Raw genomic sequence first — 17320 nt, forward strand, 5'->3', positions numbered from 1 at the left:
CATTATAATATTCGGATTTTTGGGGGTAGTGCGATGAAAAAGTTGAAAAGGAGCGCTAGGCTGGTGGAAATGACGCAATATTTGTTATTTCGCCCCCATTCGTTAATCCCTTTAACGACTTTTGCCGAGCGTTACAACTCTGCTAAATCCTCCATTAGTGAAGATTTAGCGATCATCAAGGAAGTATTTGAAGAAGAGGGACTTGGTGAGCTGAATACGCTTGCGGGTGCTGCTGGAGGTGTGAAATTTTCACCAAAGGTGCCTAAGGAAGTATCATTGAAATTTATACAGAACCTTTGTTTACAACTGCAGCAGCCAGAACGGATTCTTCCAGGCGGTTATTTGTATATGTCAGATATTATGGGGCAGCCCCAATATTTGAATGAAATTGGCAAGACGTTTGCATCCGCTTTCGCTGGCCGTGATATTGATGTGATTATGACGGTAGAAACGAAAGGCATTCCACTCGCTTATGCGACGGCAACTTATATGAATCTGCCCGTTGTGATTGTCCGCAGGGATAGTCGAGTAACGGAAGGATCAGCGGTTAGCATCAACTATGTTTCAGGTTCCAACAAACGGATCCAGACGATGTCACTCGCGAGACGTGCTTTGAAAGAAGAATCGAAGGTGCTTATCATTGATGATTTCATGCATGTTGGCGGTACGATTCACGGTATGATGGATTTGTTAGCGGAATTCAAAGCCTCGGTTCAAGGGGTTGGTGTATTTATGGAGTCTTGTGAGGTTGAAGAGCATTTAGTCGATCACTACGTATCGCTTGCACGGTTATACGGCGTAGATTCCAAGACGAAACAAATCACTGTAGAGCCAGGCAACTATTTTGATAATAAAAAAGGAGATTCGTAAAACGATGGAGCTTATTTCAACAACAGCAGCACCTGCTGCTATCGGACCTTACTCGCAAGCGGTAAAGCTAGGTAACCTTCTCTTTACTTCTGGACAAATTCCACTTGGCTTAGATGGTCAGATTGTACAGGGTGGAATTAAGGAACAAGCCCATCAAGTGTTCGCGAATTTGAAGGGTGTGCTTGAAGCAGCAGGTTCATCATTTGATCAAGTTGTGAAAGCAACGGTTTTTTTGAAGGATATGAATCAGTTTGCAGAGCTGAATGAAATTTATGGATCGTACTTCGGAGACCATAAACCGGCTAGATCCACTGTCGAAGTGGCCAGATTACCCCGTGATGTTTTTGTCGAAATTGAGTTAATTGCTGTGATTTCTGTCGAAATTTAACAGTAACATTAAGATTGTATAAAATTATCGAAAATTTCAAAAAAAGAAGAAGGAATTTGCACGACGATGTGGAATATTACACCCAAGTCTCAGAGATGGAAAAAGGTGGTGAACACAAGTGCAAATTACAGATGTAAGACTCCGCCGGGTCAACTCCGAGGGGAGGATGAAGGCGATTGCTTCCATTACCATTGATAACGAGTTCGTCGTTCACGACATACGTGTCATCGACGGTAATAATGGGATGTTCGTGGCTATGCCAAGCAAACGAACACCGGATGGTGAATTCCGTGATATCGCTCATCCGATTTCTTCCACAACACGCGAGAAAATTCAAGCGGCCGTACTAGCTGAATACGATCGCGCGGCTGTAGAAGAAGAGGTAATAGAAGAAGGCGCATAATTCAGATTATTGAGAGAGCCCTTGGGCTCTCTTTTCTTTTGGGTGGTATTGATGCTATATTTGGTGGAGAACTCATCGATTATACATATAGTAGTCTGTAACTATTTATATTAAAGGGGTTGGATGTTAGTTGAAACTCATGGGGATCGTACTGGCCGCAGGACAAGGAAAACGCATGAAATCGAAGCTGTACAAGGTGCTTCATCCGGTTGTAGGTAAGCCAATGGTGGAACACGTTGTGGACACGCTGCAGCATATAGAAGTAACAAAGACACTCGTCATCGTTGGTTTCGGGGCGGAAGCCGTGAAGGGACATCTGGGAGATCGAGTGGAGTACGCTTTACAGGAACAGCAGTTAGGAACAGGTCATGCTGTTCTTCAAGCGAAGGATGCTCTAGGCGAAGAGGAAGGGATGACTGTTGTCATTTGCGGCGATACACCGTTGATTTCGGAAGCCACCTTGATGAGCACCATTGAGCTGCATGAGCTTTCTGGAGCGTCTGCGACAATTCTGACAGCCAAACTCGATGAGCCGCATGGTTATGGTCGTATTATTCGCGGGGAAAACGGCCGAGTAGCAAGGATTGTTGAGCAGAAGGACTGCAGCAGCGAGGAAGCAGCTGTTCAGGAGATCAACACAGGCACTTATATTTTCGATAATCAGAAACTATTCAAAGCCTTAGCGTCGGTTACGAACAATAATACGCAAAATGAATACTATTTGACTGATGTCATTGGGATTTTGACAGGCGGAGGAGAAGTTGTTCAAGGCTACTGCATGGAGGACAGCGCAGAGTCGATCGGTGTGAACGATCGTGTGGCACTTGCTGAGGCCGAGCGATTGTTCAAAGCGCGTATTAACCGTGAGCACATGCTGAACGGGGTTACGATTGTAGATCCATCTAATACGTATATTGAAAAAGATGTAACTATCGGCATGGATACCGTACTGCTGCCGGGTACTATTTTGCGGGGGCGCACTGTTATTGGGGAACAATGTATAATTGGACCGCAAACGGAAATTATTGACTCGACTGTTAGGGATGAGGTTACGATTAAACAATCCGTCCTTCAGGATGCCTATGTGGATAATGAGGCTAGTGTGGGGCCGTTTGCTTATTTAAGACCTGGCGCTAATATTGGGAAGCAAGTGAAAATTGGCGACTTTGTTGAGATTAAGAACGCCACGCTGGGTGAGGGGTCGAAAGTTTCTCACTTAAGCTATGTAGGGGATGCGGTTGTTGGTACGAATGTAAACATCGGCTGCGGCGCCATTACCGTGAACTATGATGGATTCAATAAGAGTTTAACGGAAATTGGCGATGATGCCTTTGTGGGAAGTAATGTGAATTTGATTGCTCCTGTGAAAATTGGCAAGGGCGCTTATGTTGTTGCAGGCTCTACAATTACGTATTCCGTAGATGATGGCGATTTAGCGATTGCCCGTGAGAGACAATCCAACAAGCCTGGCTATGCTGATAAAATTAGAGCGCGAGCAAAAGCGAAGAAGGAAAATAAACAGAACAAAGAGACTAAAGAGTAAATGCACGATCTAGGAACGGTAAATCTCACTTTGTGAGGATGAAATTGGATGGAACTTCTTGAGGTTGGGTAGGCTATGAACTAGCTGTTACCCACTTGGCATTGCTTATTAATCGAGCGTGCTGAGCAAAACTCTTAGGAGGTTCTTTTTCTTATGGCATTTTCATTAAAAGCGGAATCCCGCAAAGAAACAACGAAATCAGATATTAAACAACTGCGTATCCAAGGTAGAGTGCCTGCAGTTGTATATGGCGAAAAGGTGGGCTCTGCGGTCATTACAGTTGATCAGAAAGAATTAATAGCGCTGTTACGCCAAAATCCTCATGCTATTATTGATTTGGAAATGCCAGACGGCAGTGGCAAGCAACCCGTGATGATCAACGAGATCCAACGGGACAAACTAAAACGGGAGCGGCTGCTCCATATCGATTTTCATCAAATTAATATGGATGAGCCTGTTAAAACGATTGTCAGCTTGGAATTTATCGGTGAAGCAGAAGGGGCCAAAGAAGGCGGTATTGTTCAAATTCAAATGCATGAGCTGGAGATTCGATGTCTGCCTAATCAGATACCAAGTTCGATCAAGGTGGACATTTCGAATATCGGGCTCGGAGATAACTTATTAGTAAACCAACTCACTATCCCAGCGGGGATTGAAGTGAAGTCTGAGTCTAATGATTTAATTCTCACGGTTCTTGCGCCTCAGAAAGAGACTGCTGTCGAAGAGCCAGCAAATAATGAAGAGAAGGTTGGACAAGCGGAAACATCGAACGAGGCTGCGACTGAAGGACAGCCGGTATAGTCCAAACGAACAACAAGGAACCCTCAACGATATGTGGAGGGTATCCTTAATCGTTGTGATGTAAGCGCTTAATATCCGGGTCGCGAAAGAAAAACGTGAGTATTGCGGTTGTAGAATGTATTATTTACTTTGATAAAATACAAGGTATAGATTTCAATGAAGCCTATATCCTTATGTACATTTTGATAGTATACTTGGACGGGAATACAGGATTCAGCATGATCTTGAAAATGAAGATCGGTTGTAAGCTGTTGACCATTTAAATACATATGACTGAATCACCCACAGCTTTAAATTTGATGGTTAGTTTTTCATATAGGTAAACAATAACCTCTAGATGATGGTTCCGCAAAGGATTTTTTAGTTTAATTTTAGGAGGATTTAGAAGAAGATGAAATGTTTTATTGGACTGGGTAATCCGGGAAAACAATATGAGATGAATCGACACAATGTTGGTTTCATGGCCATTGACCGTTTTGCTGCCAAATGGGGTATTACTTCTTTTCAAAATAAAGGTAAGGGGCTTCTAGGTGAAGGGGTAGTGAATGGTACGAAGGTTTATTTACTTAAACCGATGACTTATATGAATCTTTCGGGCGAATCCATGCGAGCGTTCTTGGACTTTTATAAAGCAAAACTGGAAGACGTTACGATTGTTTATGATGATATGGATACTCCATTCGGTCAAATTCGACTCCGGTATCAAGGCAGCTCTGGTGGTCACAATGGGATTAAATCCATTATTCAGCACGCTGGAACGCAAAGCTTCAACCGAATTCGTGTGGGTGTGAACAGGCCTGCGCCCGGCTATAATATTGCCGATTATGTCTTATCTAACTTTTCCAAAGACGAGATGAAGTCGATAGATGAAGTACTGGACCTTACCTGCGAAGCCATGCTGTTCAGTCTGAGTGAGTCATTCGAAAAGACGATGGCGAAGTTCAATAAATAAGTGAAGCCATCCGCTTCAGACTCATTGTATGCAAGTTCTCTATTCGAAAATGACAATAGCACATTCGGCTAATTTCTCCGAAGAATGGTCATACTAGGATGTAATCGAATAGTCGAAGGAGGCATACATATATGATTAAGTATATTTGCAGACATTGTCATACCTTTGTCGGGGAAATTAATCAGAATTCGATCACGGAGCAGCAGTTAGGCTTCCATTTCTTGACCCCCGATGAGCGTAGAGATATAATATCGTATAACACGAATGGAGATGTTACGGTAAGGGTCGTTTGCGACTACTGTCGTGAGGCGCTAGATGCAAACCCAGAACTGTCCCTGCTGGCAAGTCCGTTGCAGTAAAATTGATGAAGATAAAGAGTTAATAGCCGAGGCAAGTGTGCCGAGGCTTCTTTTTGTGAGGGGAGTGTACTTGTTTGCAAGCTTTAATTCAAGCTTTTTCTACGGATAGCGACTTTCAAACGATCGTGACAGGCCTCAGGTCCGAAATGAAAGAGCAGCTCGTTGCCGGACTTACCGGTTCCTCCAGGCAGGTGATGATTGCCACTCTTGCGCGAGAGTTAGCGCGCCCGCTGTTCATTGTTACTCACAATATGTTCGCCGCTCAGAAAATAGCGGAGGATTTACTAGAATGTCTATCACCAGATGAAGTGCTGCTCTACCCATCTCAAGAACTTCTAACGACAGAAGAAGCGGCTTCCAGCCCTGAGATGCTAGCGCAGCGTATTGACGTTCTCACCAAGTTAGCTGGCGGTTTCCGTGGAGTTGTGATTGCGCCTTTTGCTGGAGTGCGTCGACTGCTTCCGCTCAAGCAAGTATTTGAGGAATCCCGCGTTACGGTCAACGTAGGGGATACTGTGCAATTGGATGAGCTCTTAGGCGCTTTATCCAGCCTGGGTTACGAACGCGTGGAGCGGGTTGAGACCAAAGGTGAAATGAGCGTACGCGGCGGAATTCTGGATTTATTTCCGCTAACATCGGAGAATGCCATTCGGATTGAGCTGTTCGATGTCGAAGTTGATTCTATTCGTACTTTTGATGTAAGTGATCAGCGTTCAATTGATAAATTAAACGCGATAACGATTCCCCCTTGCCGCGAGATTCAAGCGGATAGAAAGCGGTTACAATCAGCCGCGCAGCATGCTTATGAGCTGCTTCAAGCGCAGCTGGAGAAAATGACGGACCGATCAGCCAAAGACAAGCTGCTTGAAGGCATCGGACATGATATTGAACTGCTTCGTGAAGGGCAGACGTTTCCTGGTATTTATAAATATATTTCGCTTTTATATACGGAAAGACAGACCCTCATGGACTACATGCCTAAGGATACCGTGCTAATCATCGACGAACCGGCTCGATTGCTGGAGACAGCAAAGCAGCTGGAACGCGACGAGGCAGAGTGGATGATGCATGCGCTGACAGAGGGGAAGAGCTTGCCGGCTTTTGTGCTGTCCAAATCGTATGAAACTCTGCTGCATCGCAGGCCTTTCCCGACATTATATGTATCGCTATTCCTGCGCCAAGTGGCAGGGATTCAACCACAAAATATCGTAAACTTCGTTTGCCGCGTCATGCAAAACTTCCATGGACAAATGAATCTCCTCAAAGCGGAGATGGAACGCTGGAAGAAAAATGGAAGCAATGTCATTTTGCTTGCGAACGGGGAGGACCGTGCTGAACGTGTTCGGCGGGTGCTGCAGGACTACCAAATTGACGTCCCCGAAATTGTAGATGGGAATCTGCAGACGGGGTTTGAAATGCCTTCGATCCATTTGGTTGTCATCACAGAAGGCGAGATCTTCACACAGAAACAGCGTAAAGCACGTAAGGTCGAGAAGAAGCTGGAGAACGCTGAGCGTATCAAAAGCTATCAAGAGCTTAAGGTTGGCGACTATGTTGTTCACGTGAATCATGGGATCGGGAAGTATGTTGGGATCGGCACCTTGGAAGTGGGCGGTATTCATAAGGATTACCTCCACATCATGTATGCTGGCGGCGATAAGCTGTCTGTACCGATTGATCAAATTGATTTGATCCAGAAATATGTAGGTTCCGAAGAGAAGGAACCGAAGGTTTATAAGCTCGGAGGCGCTGACTGGGCTAGAGTGAAGAGCAAGGCGCGAGCATCCGTTAAGGATATTGCCGATGAGCTGATCAAGCTCTATGCAGAGCGTCAAGCTGCAACTGGCTACGGATTTAGTAAAGACAGCTCCTATCAAAACGAATTCGAAGCAATGTTCCCTTACGATGAAACGCGGGATCAGCTTCGCGCGATCGAAGAAATTAAGGGAGACATGGAGAAAGCGCGTCCGATGGACCGTTTGCTTTGCGGCGACGTGGGCTATGGGAAGACGGAAGTTGCGGTACGCGCAGCCTTCAAGGCAGCGATCGACGGCAAACAGGTTGCTGTGTTGGTGCCGACGACGATTTTGGCTCAGCAGCATTACGAAACATTCCGTGAACGGTTCTCAGGCTATCCTTTTAACGTAAAAGTATTAAGTCGTTTCCGCTCCAAGAAAGAGCAGACCGAAGTTATGAAAGGTGTCAAGAAAGGGACGGTTGACGTCGTTATTGGTACTCACCGGCTATTGTCGCAGGACGTGCAGTTCAAAGATCTTGGTTTGCTGATAGTCGATGAGGAGCAGCGTTTTGGCGTGTCCCACAAAGAAAAGCTGAAGCGGCTCAAGACGAATGTGGACGTGCTAACCCTGACGGCAACACCGATTCCGAGAACTTTACACATGTCCATGTTAGGTGTTCGTGATTTATCGGTCATCGAGACTCCGCCGGAAAATCGTTTTCCTGTCCAGACCTATGTGGTCGAGTACGGACCAACGCTTGTTCGAGAAGCGATTGAGCGGGAATTAGCGCGTGAAGGTCAAGTGTACTATTTATATAACCGTGTACAAGGTATCACTCAGATCGCTGATCAGATCTCCATGATGATTCCGGATGCCCGCGTTACTGTGGCACATGGACAAATGGGTGAGCAAGAGCTGGAGAAGACGATCCTTGATTTCCTCGATGGGGAATACGATGTGCTGGTAAGCACCAGTATTATCGAGACCGGTGTCGATATTCCGAATGTAAACACACTGATTGTTCACGATGCGGATAAAATGGGGCTGTCCCAGCTGTATCAGCTGCGTGGACGTGTAGGACGATCTAATCGCGTAGCGTATGCCTATTTCACGTATCAGCGTGATAAAGTGCTCACGGAAGTGGCCGAGAAACGCCTTCAAGCGATTAAAGAGTTTACAGAACTTGGATCAGGCTTTAAAATTGCGATGAGGGATTTATCTATTCGTGGTGCTGGTAATTTGCTTGGCGCAGAGCAGCATGGTTTCATTGCATCTGTCGGATTTGATTTATACTCCCAAATGCTAGCGGAAGAAATTGCAAAGCTGAAACTAGAAATAGATGGGGAAGCGGTCATTCCGGAACCGGAGTGGAATACTTCCATCGATATACAATTGGATGCGTACTTACCATCCGACTACATCTACGACAGCATGCAAAAAATCGAAATCTACAAAAAAGTGGCCGCCATTCGAACGTTGGAAGAAGCCGCGGATCTGCATGATGAGCTTGTTGATCGCTTCGGCGATCTGCCGCAGGCCGTGTTCAACTTACTGTCAGTGGCTCGTTTGAAAGCATACGGTTCGGAGTACCGGATAGAAACGATCAGCCAAAAAGGGGATGATTACCTAATCAAGGTGCATATTGACCAGAATGGCAGGCTGGAAGGACAGAAGCTTATCGCATTGTCCAAAGGCTTTGATGGTCGAATCAAGTTGAACGCGGACCCTCAGCTTCATATCGTTATTCGATGTAAAGGCATGAAACCAGAAGCTTCCATCGAATTGGTGGAGAAGTTTCTGGTACAATATAAGGATGTTCTGAAAACGAAAGGGGAATTACAGGATGTTGCCAAATGATACTAGTAAACAACGACGTTTTTCGAAAAAATGGATTTTAAGCATGGTAGCATTGCTCCTTGCATTTTCAGTGCTAAGTGCATGTGGAAGTAAAAAGGAAGGTGCAGCAACAGCTTCACCTTCACCTGCCTCTACTGCAGCGGCTACAGGTAACCCGAGTGACGTGATTGCAACGTATAAAGAAGGCGGTAAAATTACACGCGGCGAGTTTGACTCTTTCATCAATGTGAACAAAATGTTTTCACCGCAGCTGGCGCAATTCATGACAGACCCAGCTTTTCAACAAGATATGTTGAAACAAATGGTTACTTTCCGTGTTCTATCAGCCAAAGCTGACGATAAAGTGAAAGCTGATGCTGATAAACAAGTGACAGAGCAAATGAAAGCCATCACTGATTACTTCGGTAAGCAAGAAGGCGGAATGGACAAGCAGTTAAAAGACAATGGCATCGAGCTTAAGGATATCGAGTCATTAATGAAAATGAGCTTCTACACGATGGGCAGCATGGAAAGTAAAATTAGCGATCAAGCTGTTCAGGATGCCTACAAAGAACAAGCAGCTACTCATGCCTTTGATATTGCAACAGTTAGCCACATTCTGATCTCCTTGAAGGATGCAGCCACACAAAAAGATTTGCGTACTAAAGAAGAAGCTTTGGCAAGAGCCAAAGAAGTGAAAGGGAAACTGGATAAAGGCGGCGATTTCGCAGCACTTGCGAAAGAATTCTCCGACGATCCAGGTTCCAAAGACGCTGGCGGTACGTATAAAGATGCAGACATCAATCAATGGGTGCCTGAATTCAAACAAGCAGCAAGTACGCTTCCTTTGAACACAATCAGTGATCCTGTTGAATCCTCTTTCGGTTACCACGTGATGAAAGTGGAGTCCAGAAGCACGAAGCCACTGGATGATACACTCAAAACACAAATCAAATCTCAGCTTGCGGAGAAATCCCTGTCTGAATTTGCAGAGAAAGAATACCCGAACTTGATTCAAACCAACAATCTTCCGAAACCGGAAGCGAGCCCAGCTCCTGCTGCAAGTCCAGCAGCAAGCCCAGCTGCAAAGTAAGAACTTACCAGGATGTCCGATAACGGGCATCCTGTTTTTATTTGTTATTTTTGGACATGATAAACGCAGCAGGATGCAAAGCTAAATAAAGTAAATTCCGTAGTAAAAGCGTCTGCATAGAAGAATGGGAAGTGAAGAATACTATGGATAGAATTCGAGTTCCCACCAAATCCCGATCTAGCATACAAGATTTCATGCTCCTGTCGTATCTAATTACTGAGCGGAAAGTGAGGCATCTAGAGGTATGAAAGCAACTGGAATTGTCCGTCGGATAGATGATTTAGGGAGAGTTGTTATTCCCAAGGAAATACGACGCACACTACGCATTCGCGAAGGTGACCCTTTGGAAATTTTCGTGGATCGAGATGGTGAAGTGATTCTTAAGAAGTATTCACCTATTGGTGAACTTGGTGATTTTGCCAAGGAGTATGCGGAATCGTTATTTGAAAGCACGAATCATGTGGCCCTGATCTCAGATCGAGATAACATTATTGCGATGGCTGGGGGGTCCAAAAAGGACTATTTCGAAAAGTCGGTTGGATCGATCGTTGAATCCTGTATGGAAAATCGCAAAGCGATTCTGGAAAGCGGCAGTGGTCAATTTGAGCTCATCAAGGATACAAGTGAAACATTTACTTCTTTCGTTGCCGCTCCGATTGTAGCCGGTGGCGACCCTATTGGATGTGTCATTTTGCTCTCCAAAGATGAGAATGTGAAAATGGGGAATATGGAAGTTAAGATGGTAGAGACAGCGGCTGGATTTTTGGCAAAGCAGATGGAGCAATGAAAGAAAAATAAGACATAAAGGCTTCCTTACCGAGATGCCCCCGCATCTGTAAGTGAAGCTTTTTTTGTCTGCCATGACTGATTTCGTTATAATATGTCTATATGCGTGAAGTCAGGGTAGAGGAGAAGTAAGATGGGGGACACCGACAATGGGCATCAAGGTTATAAAGAGGGGCTCCAGAGGAATGTCGGTAAACAGGGTGCCAAGCTATTAAGAGGTGCTGCTCTCCTTGGGGCTGCCGCTATTCTCTCTAAACTATTGGGAACACTGCAGAAGATTCCGCTGCAAAATGTAGCCGGTGATTCAGCTTTTGGTATTTATAATGCGGTTTATCCGCTCTATATTCTGATTTTGTTTGCGGCTACAGCCGGATTTCCGGTAGCAGTATCCAAGTTCGTAGCCGAACGAGCTATGGATGGTGATCATCAAGGGGCTAAACGAATTGTCCGTGTCTCCACAGCGATATTAATAAGTTCCGGTTTTGTATTATTTGTTTTGTTGTACTTCGGAGCAAGTGAAATTGCCAGCTGGATTGGAATTAGCCAGACAGAAAGGGCGATCCGAAGCGTATCCTTCGCGCTGCTGCTATCCCCGATGCTTGCTGTCCTGCGCGGTTATTTCCAAGGGTATCAGAATATGGTGCCGACGGCTGTTTCACAAGTGATTGAGCAGCTTATAAGAGTGATCACCATGGTCGCGCTGCTGCTCTATATGGTGGCCTTAGCTTATGACGAGGAGTGGATAGCTGCAGGGGCTACGTTTGGCTCCGTGACAGGTGCTGCGGCTGGGCTGATCGTGATGTATGTTTATTGGCGGAAGGCGATGAGACAGGAGCGGGAATGGGATCGGGAGCAGGGAGTGAATGATGGAAGGGTCAAGGAAGGTATTCTGCCGCCGAAGAAATTCTCCTCCTGGGAGTGGGCGAAACGGATTACCGCTTATGCGATTCCTGTTTGTTTGGGTGCTATCGTGGTTCCTTTGCTCACGCTTGTCGATACGTTTACAATGCCGCGTCTTCTTGAGGCTGCGCATGGGAGTGAGGGGGAGGCCATGCGGCAGTTCGGGCTTTATAACCGAGGGCTTCCTCTCGTTCAGCTCGTTGTCATGATCGCTTCCTCTATGTCAGCAGTGCTAGTACCTGCTCTTGCAGAGGCCAAGGCAAGAAGGCAGGACGAACTCATCCGCTTTAGGGCTGAGATGGCGATAAGGCTCTCTTGGCTCATCGGGCTCGGAGCCTCGTTCGGACTTGCTTTTGCAGCAGTGCCGATTAACGTGATGCTATACAAAAGTGATGAGGCCAGCTGGACGATGGCCGTGCTTGCCTTCACAGCCTTATTTAGTACGCTGAACGCTGTCTCGGCCAGCGTTCTCCAGGGCGCCGGCGCGATCCGCACGCCGGTGAAGGCCCTGCTCGTTGCCATCGTGCTGAAAGCACTCGGCAACGTGGTGCTCATGCCCCGCTGGGGCATCGACGGCGCCGCGCTGAGCGCGGTGATCGCCTATGCCGCTGCGGCGGGGCTGAATCTGGTGCAGCTGCGCCGCTGCACCGGGGCGCGCTTCGCGCTGCGGCCGTACGCCGTCAGTCCCGCGCTGGGCGTGGGGCTGATGGGCGGCTGCCTCGCAGCGCTGCAGCTGCTTGCCATGCCCGCTGTAGCGGCATGGCCAGTGCCTGAGCGATTGAGCGCTTGCGCAATCGCTGTAATAAGCGTAGTCGGCGGCGCAGCCGTCTACGCGCTCGCGCTGCTGCGCAGCGGCAGCATAAGCCGCGAGGAGCTGCGGCTTATGCCGGAGCTGGACCGGAAGCTGGCGCCGGTCCTGGCGAAGCTATGGCCGGAGAAGGCATCCTCCGGCCCCCGCGACCGAGGCTAATGGTGCCCTTGTGGTTAATGGCTAATGGTTCCTTTATGATTAATTAGCTGCAAAAACTACAGCAAAATTAACGCCAACTCCTGTATTTCCATCCATTAGCTGCATTTCCTACAGTTAATTTTCATTACAAACAGCCGAATCGGCTGATTTTCTCTAAATTAGCTGCACATATTGCAGAAAAACTTGCTGGATATGGGTTGTTTGCTCAGATTACCTGCACTATCTGCAGCAAATGAACTTTTGCATAATCCTTAAAACCCATCCTTACACATAGCAGTTAACCAACAATCAGGAGGTGTTTCCTACATGTCAACGACCAACCCGCAAATAACCGTTCTCGGACTCGGAACGGGAGACGAAGACCAGCTCACACTAGGTGTCTGGAAAAAGCTGCAGCTGGCTGCCAAGGAGCAAGCCGTGCTATACCTGCGAACGAAAGATCATCCGATGGTTCAGATGCTGGATAAGAACCAGATTCCTTACCAAACATTCGACGAGAATTACCTAGCGCACCAAACATTCGAACAAGTGTACGAATCGATCGCAGAGGCGCTCATTCAATCGGCCAAGACGCAATCTTCGGAGGTTATTTATGCAGTGCCAGGCCATCCGATGGTGGCGGAATACACGGTACAGCTTCTGAAACAACGCTGTCCATCCGAGGGCATCTCGCTCCAAATCATCGGCGGGGAGAGCTTTCTGGATCAAGCGTTTCTACGTTTTGGTTTTGACCCGATTGATGGATTTCAATTGCTTGACGCGACCAGCCTGAGCCGTTATACTCTTAATCCGCAGCTTCACACTGTTATTGGACAAGTGTATGATAGCCTTACGGCATCAGATCTTAAGATTAGCCTCATGGATACTTATTCGGATGATTACCGTGTTATCGTTGGTCATTCCTTGGGTGTGGCAGGAGAGGAACAGATTATCGAAGTACCCCTGCATGAGCTCGATCATGTGAAGGGATACGGCAATCTTTCCCTTGTCTGGGTACCGAAGAGTGAAAAGGATGAAGATTATTATCGTACTTTTGGCCGATTGCATGAAATTGTTCAAATCCTGCGCAGCCCGGAAGGATGCCCCTGGGATCGAGAGCAGACGCACGCCAGCCTTCGCAAAAATCTCATCGAAGAAGCGTACGAGGTTCTTGAAACAATTGACGAAGACGATCCGGAGCACATGTGTGAAGAGCTCGGCGATCTGCTTTTACAAGTGATGCTGCATGCACAGATGGAAGAGGAAATTGGCGCGTTCACCGTTTATGATGTCATTGCCGCGTTGAATGAGAAACTCATCCGCCGTCACCCCCATGTATTCGGTGAGAACAAGGCTGAGGATGCAGACGAAGCTCTTGTGAACTGGAATGCCATGAAGGCGGAAGAGAAGCGTAAGAAGGGTATTGATGTCACGAAGCAATCCGTACTGGATGGTGTGCCACGCGAGCTGCCAGGCCTTATGAAGGCGCTAAAGCTGCAGAAGAAGGCAGCGACAGTTGGTTTTGACTGGTCAGAGCTGGAAGATGTCCTGAATAAGGTGGAAGAAGAGTTAACTGAGCTTCGTGAAGCCATCGCTAATCCATCCGAGGTAGGGGCTCAAGATCGGCTCGAGGAGTTGGGCGACGTCCTTTTCTCCATCGTCAATGTCGCTAGATTCCTGAAGGTTGATCCGGAAGAGGCGATCGCGCAGACGAACCGCAAATTCGTCCAAAGATTTTCGTATATCGAAGATCAAATACGTTTAAGAGGGCTTTCTTTTGAACAAACTGAATTATCAGAGATGGAAAATTTATGGCAGGAAGCAAAAAAAGTTGCAAAACTTGATCGGGGATAGAAGGATTTTGCCGAAAAAAGCAGAATACTAAATTTGGTGTAAGGTTGAATATGGAAATATAATATAGGGATCTTTGAACTTTGTTCAAATTCTCTCAGCTTTGCAAAATGGGTACATAGTAGAAGACTAGATCTTCAAACATTTTTGGGAGGTAAAGAAACCACATGAACAAAACAGATTTGATCAACAACATTGCAGAAAAAAGCGGACTTACTAAGAAAGACGTTGAAGTTGTACTTAACGGATTCCTTGGTGAAGTAACCGACGCTCTTTCATCCGGAGATAAAGTTCAATTAATCGGTTTCGGAACTTTCGAAACTCGCAAACGTTCTGGTCGTACAGGCCGTAACCCGCAAACAGGCAACCCAATCGTGATCGCGGAATCCAACGTTCCTGCTTTCAAAGCGGGCAACAAGCTTAAAGACGCTGTAAAATAATGCGTATCGATAAGTTTCTCAAAGTATCTCGTCTCATTAAACGTCGCACCGTGGCGAAGGATGTGTCCGATCAAGGGCGTGTCTGGATTAACGGTAGAGACGCCAAAGCGAGTACACACGTGAAAGTCGGAGATGAGCTCTCTATTCAATTCGGTCAGAAAAAGGTGACGATTCGAGTGGAAGTTCTGTCGGAGTCAACCCGCAAGGAAGACGCTGCTCAGATGTACACGCTGTTGAAGGAAGAAGCTTTTCAATCCGAATAACCCTGCAAGTTGTGAAATAGCCTGAGATTCCTGAATAGGGGTCTTGGGCTATTTTTATATTTGAATGACAGCTGTACATGGTTCTAAAATAGGACATCCTCCCATATCGTAATGATAGATGAAGGAGGGGTACAGGCCATGATTGAACCCGTGAAAAACACGAATAAGCGGCAAGAAATTAAAATGCTGAATCGCAAGCTCTTGGAGATCTCCGGAGTTTTGAACGTAGAAAGCTTTGACAGTGAAGAGTTCCTCCTTGAAACGGAAATGGGCTACTTGATGATTAAAGGACAGAATTTGCACATCAAGAACTTAAGTTTGGAACAAGGTTTGGTCGCCATAGAAGGAATCATTCACGAATTAGCTTATGTGGACGGAAATACCCAGGAGAAATCCAAGGGGTTCCTTGGTAAGTTATTCAAGTGACCCTGAACGTTCAGTTCCATACGATCTTCATGATGTTCCTGAGCGGAATCGCCATAGGTGCGATCTTCGATGTGTTTCGTGTGCTCTCTGGCAAGCTGAGACTGCCGCGATGGACGATTCCGTTCATTGATATGGTTTTTTGGATTGTGGCGACAATCCTCGTGTTCCGTCTGCTCATTTACAGTAATGAAGGACAAGTTCGTGTATTTATTTTTCTGGGGATGGGGATTGGCATTTGTTTTTATTTCGCCTTCCTCAGCACTTGGGTCATCCGGCTTACATTGCTTCTCATCCGAATTACAATTGCTATCTACCGTTTCATTGCTAAAACTGTCGAAATTATCCTGATTAAACCGATTATTGGCTTATATCGTCTAACTGTGATTATTTTAGGCTTTTTACTAGCTGTAGCTATATTCCTTTATAGAATTGTGCTACAATTGCTTTATCCTGTGTGGAGATTACTCCTTTGGATGACTCGGCCTGTGCATAAATATTTTGTTATCCCTGTTTGGTTGAAGAAACTTAAGGGTAATATCATATTAATCTTTCGCAGGTTATTCTCAAAGTAGGAGGCATTCCTATTCATGCATGCTAAAGCAACCGTTCCATCCAAGCGCAGCAACAGTGTAGGCTCGAAACGAAGACTGCGTTTTCTAATGATTTTTGTCCTATGTTTTATGAGCTGGGCTGCTGTGAACATTTGGGGGCAGTTCGCTAAGCTGCAAGAGAAGAGTAGTGTCGTAGCGAATATGGAGCAACAGCTTGTTGAGTCGAAAAAACTCAAAGAGCAAACTACGAAAGAAATCGCTCGACTTCATAATGACGAATATTTGGATCAAATTATTCGTCGAGATTTTCATTATAGTAAAACCGGAGAGACGCCACTGAGTGTCTCAAAGTCGCAATAAAAATCAACAAGAAGAAGAGGCTGTTGCCGTGTTGACCGTGGTTTCTGCATCGGTTATAATCGGCGTAGCCAGTGTTTTCAACATTTTAAGGGAGGAACATTTTACTTTATGGCAATTGAAGTTGGCACCAAGTTAGAGGGTAGAGTGACGGGGATTACTCACTTTGGAGCATTCGTCGAGCTTGCTGAAGGAGTTACCGGTCTTGTTCACATTTCGGAGATCGCGGACAATTATGTGAAAGACGTTAATGACCATTTAAAGCTGGAAGACAAAGTATTGGTCAAAGTGATTAACGTGGACAAGGATGGCAAGATCGGACTGTCGATCAAGCAGACGGTTGACAAGCCAGTTGAGGAAAGACCAGCTCGTCCTGAACGTACAGGTGGCAGCAGCTATCAAGGACGTCCAAGTGGAGATCGTCCAGGAGGCTACCAAGGTGGTCGTCCAAGTAGCGGCGGAGAACGTAGTGGTCCTCCAAGCGGTGGTCCCGGTGGTGGTGGCGGTCGTCCAGGTGGCGGCGGTGGCTTCAATCGAGGCGGTGGTGGTGGTGGTCGCGGCGGCTTTAACAAGCAGCAAGGCGGAGCTAGACCGTTTTCGTTCGAAGATAAAGTATCTCGGTTCCTTAAAGATAGTGAAGAGCGGATTTCGTCTTTGAAAAAGAACACTGAGTCCAAACGCGGTGGCCGAGGCGGAAGAAGAGACTAATAGATGCAATAACGAACTACATTCGCTTAGGCGGGTGTGGTTTTTTTTTGTCCAATCATCAAATAGTTAAAATAACGTAAAGAACAATCGACATGGAATTACGGG

The 17320-nt window shown here is 46.3% G+C and carries 18 protein-coding genes; all 18 read left to right on the forward strand.

Annotated features, from left to right (window positions below):
• Positions 1-33: 33 nt before the first annotated feature.
• Positions 34-870, forward strand: a complete 837-nt coding sequence (gene purR / locus QFZ81_RS35180) for a pur operon repressor (RefSeq protein ID WP_307606465.1) — start codon at positions 34-36, stop codon at positions 868-870.
• Positions 871-874: 4 nt separating this feature from the next.
• A complete protein-coding gene (locus QFZ81_RS35185) occupies positions 875-1258 on the forward strand; it encodes a RidA family protein (RefSeq protein ID WP_047683005.1) in 384 nt (127 codons plus the stop codon).
• A gap of 118 nt (positions 1259-1376) precedes the next feature.
• Positions 1377-1661: a septation regulator SpoVG gene (spoVG, locus tag QFZ81_RS35190; protein WP_028557369.1), complete on the forward strand. Its 285-nt coding sequence runs from the start codon at positions 1377-1379 to the stop codon at positions 1659-1661.
• A 130-nt stretch (positions 1662-1791) separates the two neighbouring features.
• A complete protein-coding gene (glmU, locus tag QFZ81_RS35195; RefSeq protein WP_307606467.1) occupies positions 1792-3204 on the forward strand; it encodes a bifunctional UDP-N-acetylglucosamine diphosphorylase/glucosamine-1-phosphate N-acetyltransferase GlmU in 1413 nt (470 codons plus the stop codon).
• 153 nt (positions 3205-3357) lie between these two features.
• On the forward strand, positions 3358-4005 hold the full coding sequence (locus QFZ81_RS35200; protein WP_307436320.1) for a 50S ribosomal protein L25: 648 nt from the start codon (positions 3358-3360) through the stop codon (positions 4003-4005).
• 391 nt (positions 4006-4396) lie between these two features.
• Positions 4397-4957 (forward strand): aminoacyl-tRNA hydrolase, encoded by a 561-nt coding sequence (gene pth / locus QFZ81_RS35205; protein ID WP_307606469.1) that lies wholly within the window; start codon positions 4397-4399, stop codon positions 4955-4957.
• Between the two features lie 131 nt (positions 4958-5088).
• Positions 5089-5316 (forward strand): anti-sigma-F factor Fin, encoded by a 228-nt coding sequence (gene fin / locus QFZ81_RS35210; RefSeq protein ID WP_029197996.1) that lies wholly within the window; start codon positions 5089-5091, stop codon positions 5314-5316.
• A gap of 74 nt (positions 5317-5390) precedes the next feature.
• A complete protein-coding gene (gene mfd, locus QFZ81_RS35215) occupies positions 5391-8912 on the forward strand; it encodes a transcription-repair coupling factor (protein ID WP_307436311.1) in 3522 nt (1173 codons plus the stop codon).
• Positions 8899-9984, forward strand: a complete 1086-nt coding sequence (locus tag QFZ81_RS35220; RefSeq protein WP_307606471.1) for a peptidylprolyl isomerase — start codon at positions 8899-8901, stop codon at positions 9982-9984. Before mfd ends, QFZ81_RS35220 begins: the two co-directional genes overlap by 14 nt.
• Before the next feature lie 244 nt (positions 9985-10228).
• Positions 10229-10771: a stage V sporulation protein T gene (gene spoVT, locus QFZ81_RS35225; RefSeq protein WP_307436305.1), complete on the forward strand. Its 543-nt coding sequence runs from the start codon at positions 10229-10231 to the stop codon at positions 10769-10771.
• Positions 10772-10903: 132 nt separating this feature from the next.
• Complete coding sequence (locus QFZ81_RS35230) at positions 10904-12640, forward strand: putative polysaccharide biosynthesis protein (RefSeq protein WP_307606473.1); 1737 nt, start codon at positions 10904-10906, stop codon at positions 12638-12640.
• A gap of 306 nt (positions 12641-12946) precedes the next feature.
• Positions 12947-14473, forward strand: a complete 1527-nt coding sequence (yabN, locus tag QFZ81_RS35235; RefSeq protein WP_307436299.1) for a bifunctional methyltransferase/pyrophosphohydrolase YabN — start codon at positions 12947-12949, stop codon at positions 14471-14473.
• Between the two features lie 164 nt (positions 14474-14637).
• Positions 14638-14910 carry an HU family DNA-binding protein gene (locus QFZ81_RS35240; RefSeq protein WP_029197991.1) on the forward strand — a complete coding sequence of 91 codons (273 nt, stop codon included), beginning with the start codon at positions 14638-14640 and terminating at the stop codon, positions 14908-14910.
• A complete protein-coding gene (locus QFZ81_RS35245) occupies positions 14910-15173 on the forward strand; it encodes an RNA-binding S4 domain-containing protein (protein WP_029197990.1) in 264 nt (87 codons plus the stop codon). Before QFZ81_RS35240 ends, QFZ81_RS35245 begins: the two co-directional genes overlap by 1 nt.
• A gap of 138 nt (positions 15174-15311) precedes the next feature.
• Positions 15312-15599 carry a sporulation protein YabP gene (yabP, locus tag QFZ81_RS35250; RefSeq protein ID WP_029197777.1) on the forward strand — a complete coding sequence of 96 codons (288 nt, stop codon included), beginning with the start codon at positions 15312-15314 and terminating at the stop codon, positions 15597-15599.
• The gene (yabQ, locus tag QFZ81_RS35255) at positions 15596-16171 is read left to right on the forward strand and encodes a spore cortex biosynthesis protein YabQ (RefSeq protein WP_307436290.1); all 576 of its coding nucleotides are present in this window, start codon (positions 15596-15598) and stop codon (positions 16169-16171) included. The genes yabP and yabQ overlap by 4 nt, the downstream gene beginning before the upstream one ends.
• A 15-nt stretch (positions 16172-16186) precedes the next feature.
• Positions 16187-16510 (forward strand): FtsB family cell division protein, encoded by a 324-nt coding sequence (locus tag QFZ81_RS35260; protein ID WP_171649120.1) that lies wholly within the window; start codon positions 16187-16189, stop codon positions 16508-16510.
• A gap of 108 nt (positions 16511-16618) precedes the next feature.
• Positions 16619-17215, forward strand: coding sequence for a S1 domain-containing RNA-binding protein (locus QFZ81_RS35265; RefSeq protein WP_307551306.1), 597 nt, complete (start codon positions 16619-16621; stop codon positions 17213-17215).
• Positions 17216-17320 lie beyond the last annotated feature (105 nt).

Origin of the sequence: Paenibacillus sp. V4I9 (assembly GCF_030817295.1) — a bacterium.
GTDB lineage: Bacteria > Bacillota > Bacilli > Paenibacillales > NBRC-103111 > Paenibacillus_E.

What these genes read in the sequence shown, in the direction of transcription:
- spoVT (WP_307436305.1), top strand. Translation starts at nt 10,229, where the DNA reads ATGAAAGCAACTGGAATTGTCCGTCGGATAGATGATTTAGGGAGAGTT.
- QFZ81_RS35265 (WP_307551306.1), top strand. Translation starts at nt 16,619, where the DNA reads ATGGCAATTGAAGTTGGCACCAAGTTAGAGGGTAGAGTGACGGGGATT.
- yabN (WP_307436299.1), top strand. Translation starts at nt 12,947, where the DNA reads ATGTCAACGACCAACCCGCAAATAACCGTTCTCGGACTCGGAACGGGA.
- QFZ81_RS35220 (WP_307606471.1), top strand. Translation starts at nt 8,899, where the DNA reads ATGTTGCCAAATGATACTAGTAAACAACGACGTTTTTCGAAAAAATGG.
- yabP (WP_029197777.1), top strand. Translation starts at nt 15,312, where the DNA reads ATGATTGAACCCGTGAAAAACACGAATAAGCGGCAAGAAATTAAAATG.
- pth (WP_307606469.1), top strand. Translation starts at nt 4,397, where the DNA reads ATGAAATGTTTTATTGGACTGGGTAATCCGGGAAAACAATATGAGATG.
- QFZ81_RS35230 (WP_307606473.1), top strand. Translation starts at nt 10,904, where the DNA reads ATGGGGGACACCGACAATGGGCATCAAGGTTATAAAGAGGGGCTCCAG.
- fin (WP_029197996.1), top strand. Translation starts at nt 5,089, where the DNA reads ATGATTAAGTATATTTGCAGACATTGTCATACCTTTGTCGGGGAAATT.
- QFZ81_RS35185 (WP_047683005.1), top strand. Translation starts at nt 875, where the DNA reads ATGGAGCTTATTTCAACAACAGCAGCACCTGCTGCTATCGGACCTTAC.
- QFZ81_RS35245 (WP_029197990.1), top strand. Translation starts at nt 14,910, where the DNA reads ATGCGTATCGATAAGTTTCTCAAAGTATCTCGTCTCATTAAACGTCGC.
- purR (WP_307606465.1), top strand. Translation starts at nt 34, where the DNA reads ATGAAAAAGTTGAAAAGGAGCGCTAGGCTGGTGGAAATGACGCAATAT.
- QFZ81_RS35240 (WP_029197991.1), top strand. Translation starts at nt 14,638, where the DNA reads ATGAACAAAACAGATTTGATCAACAACATTGCAGAAAAAAGCGGACTT.
- QFZ81_RS35200 (WP_307436320.1), top strand. Translation starts at nt 3,358, where the DNA reads ATGGCATTTTCATTAAAAGCGGAATCCCGCAAAGAAACAACGAAATCA.
- QFZ81_RS35260 (WP_171649120.1), top strand. Translation starts at nt 16,187, where the DNA reads ATGCATGCTAAAGCAACCGTTCCATCCAAGCGCAGCAACAGTGTAGGC.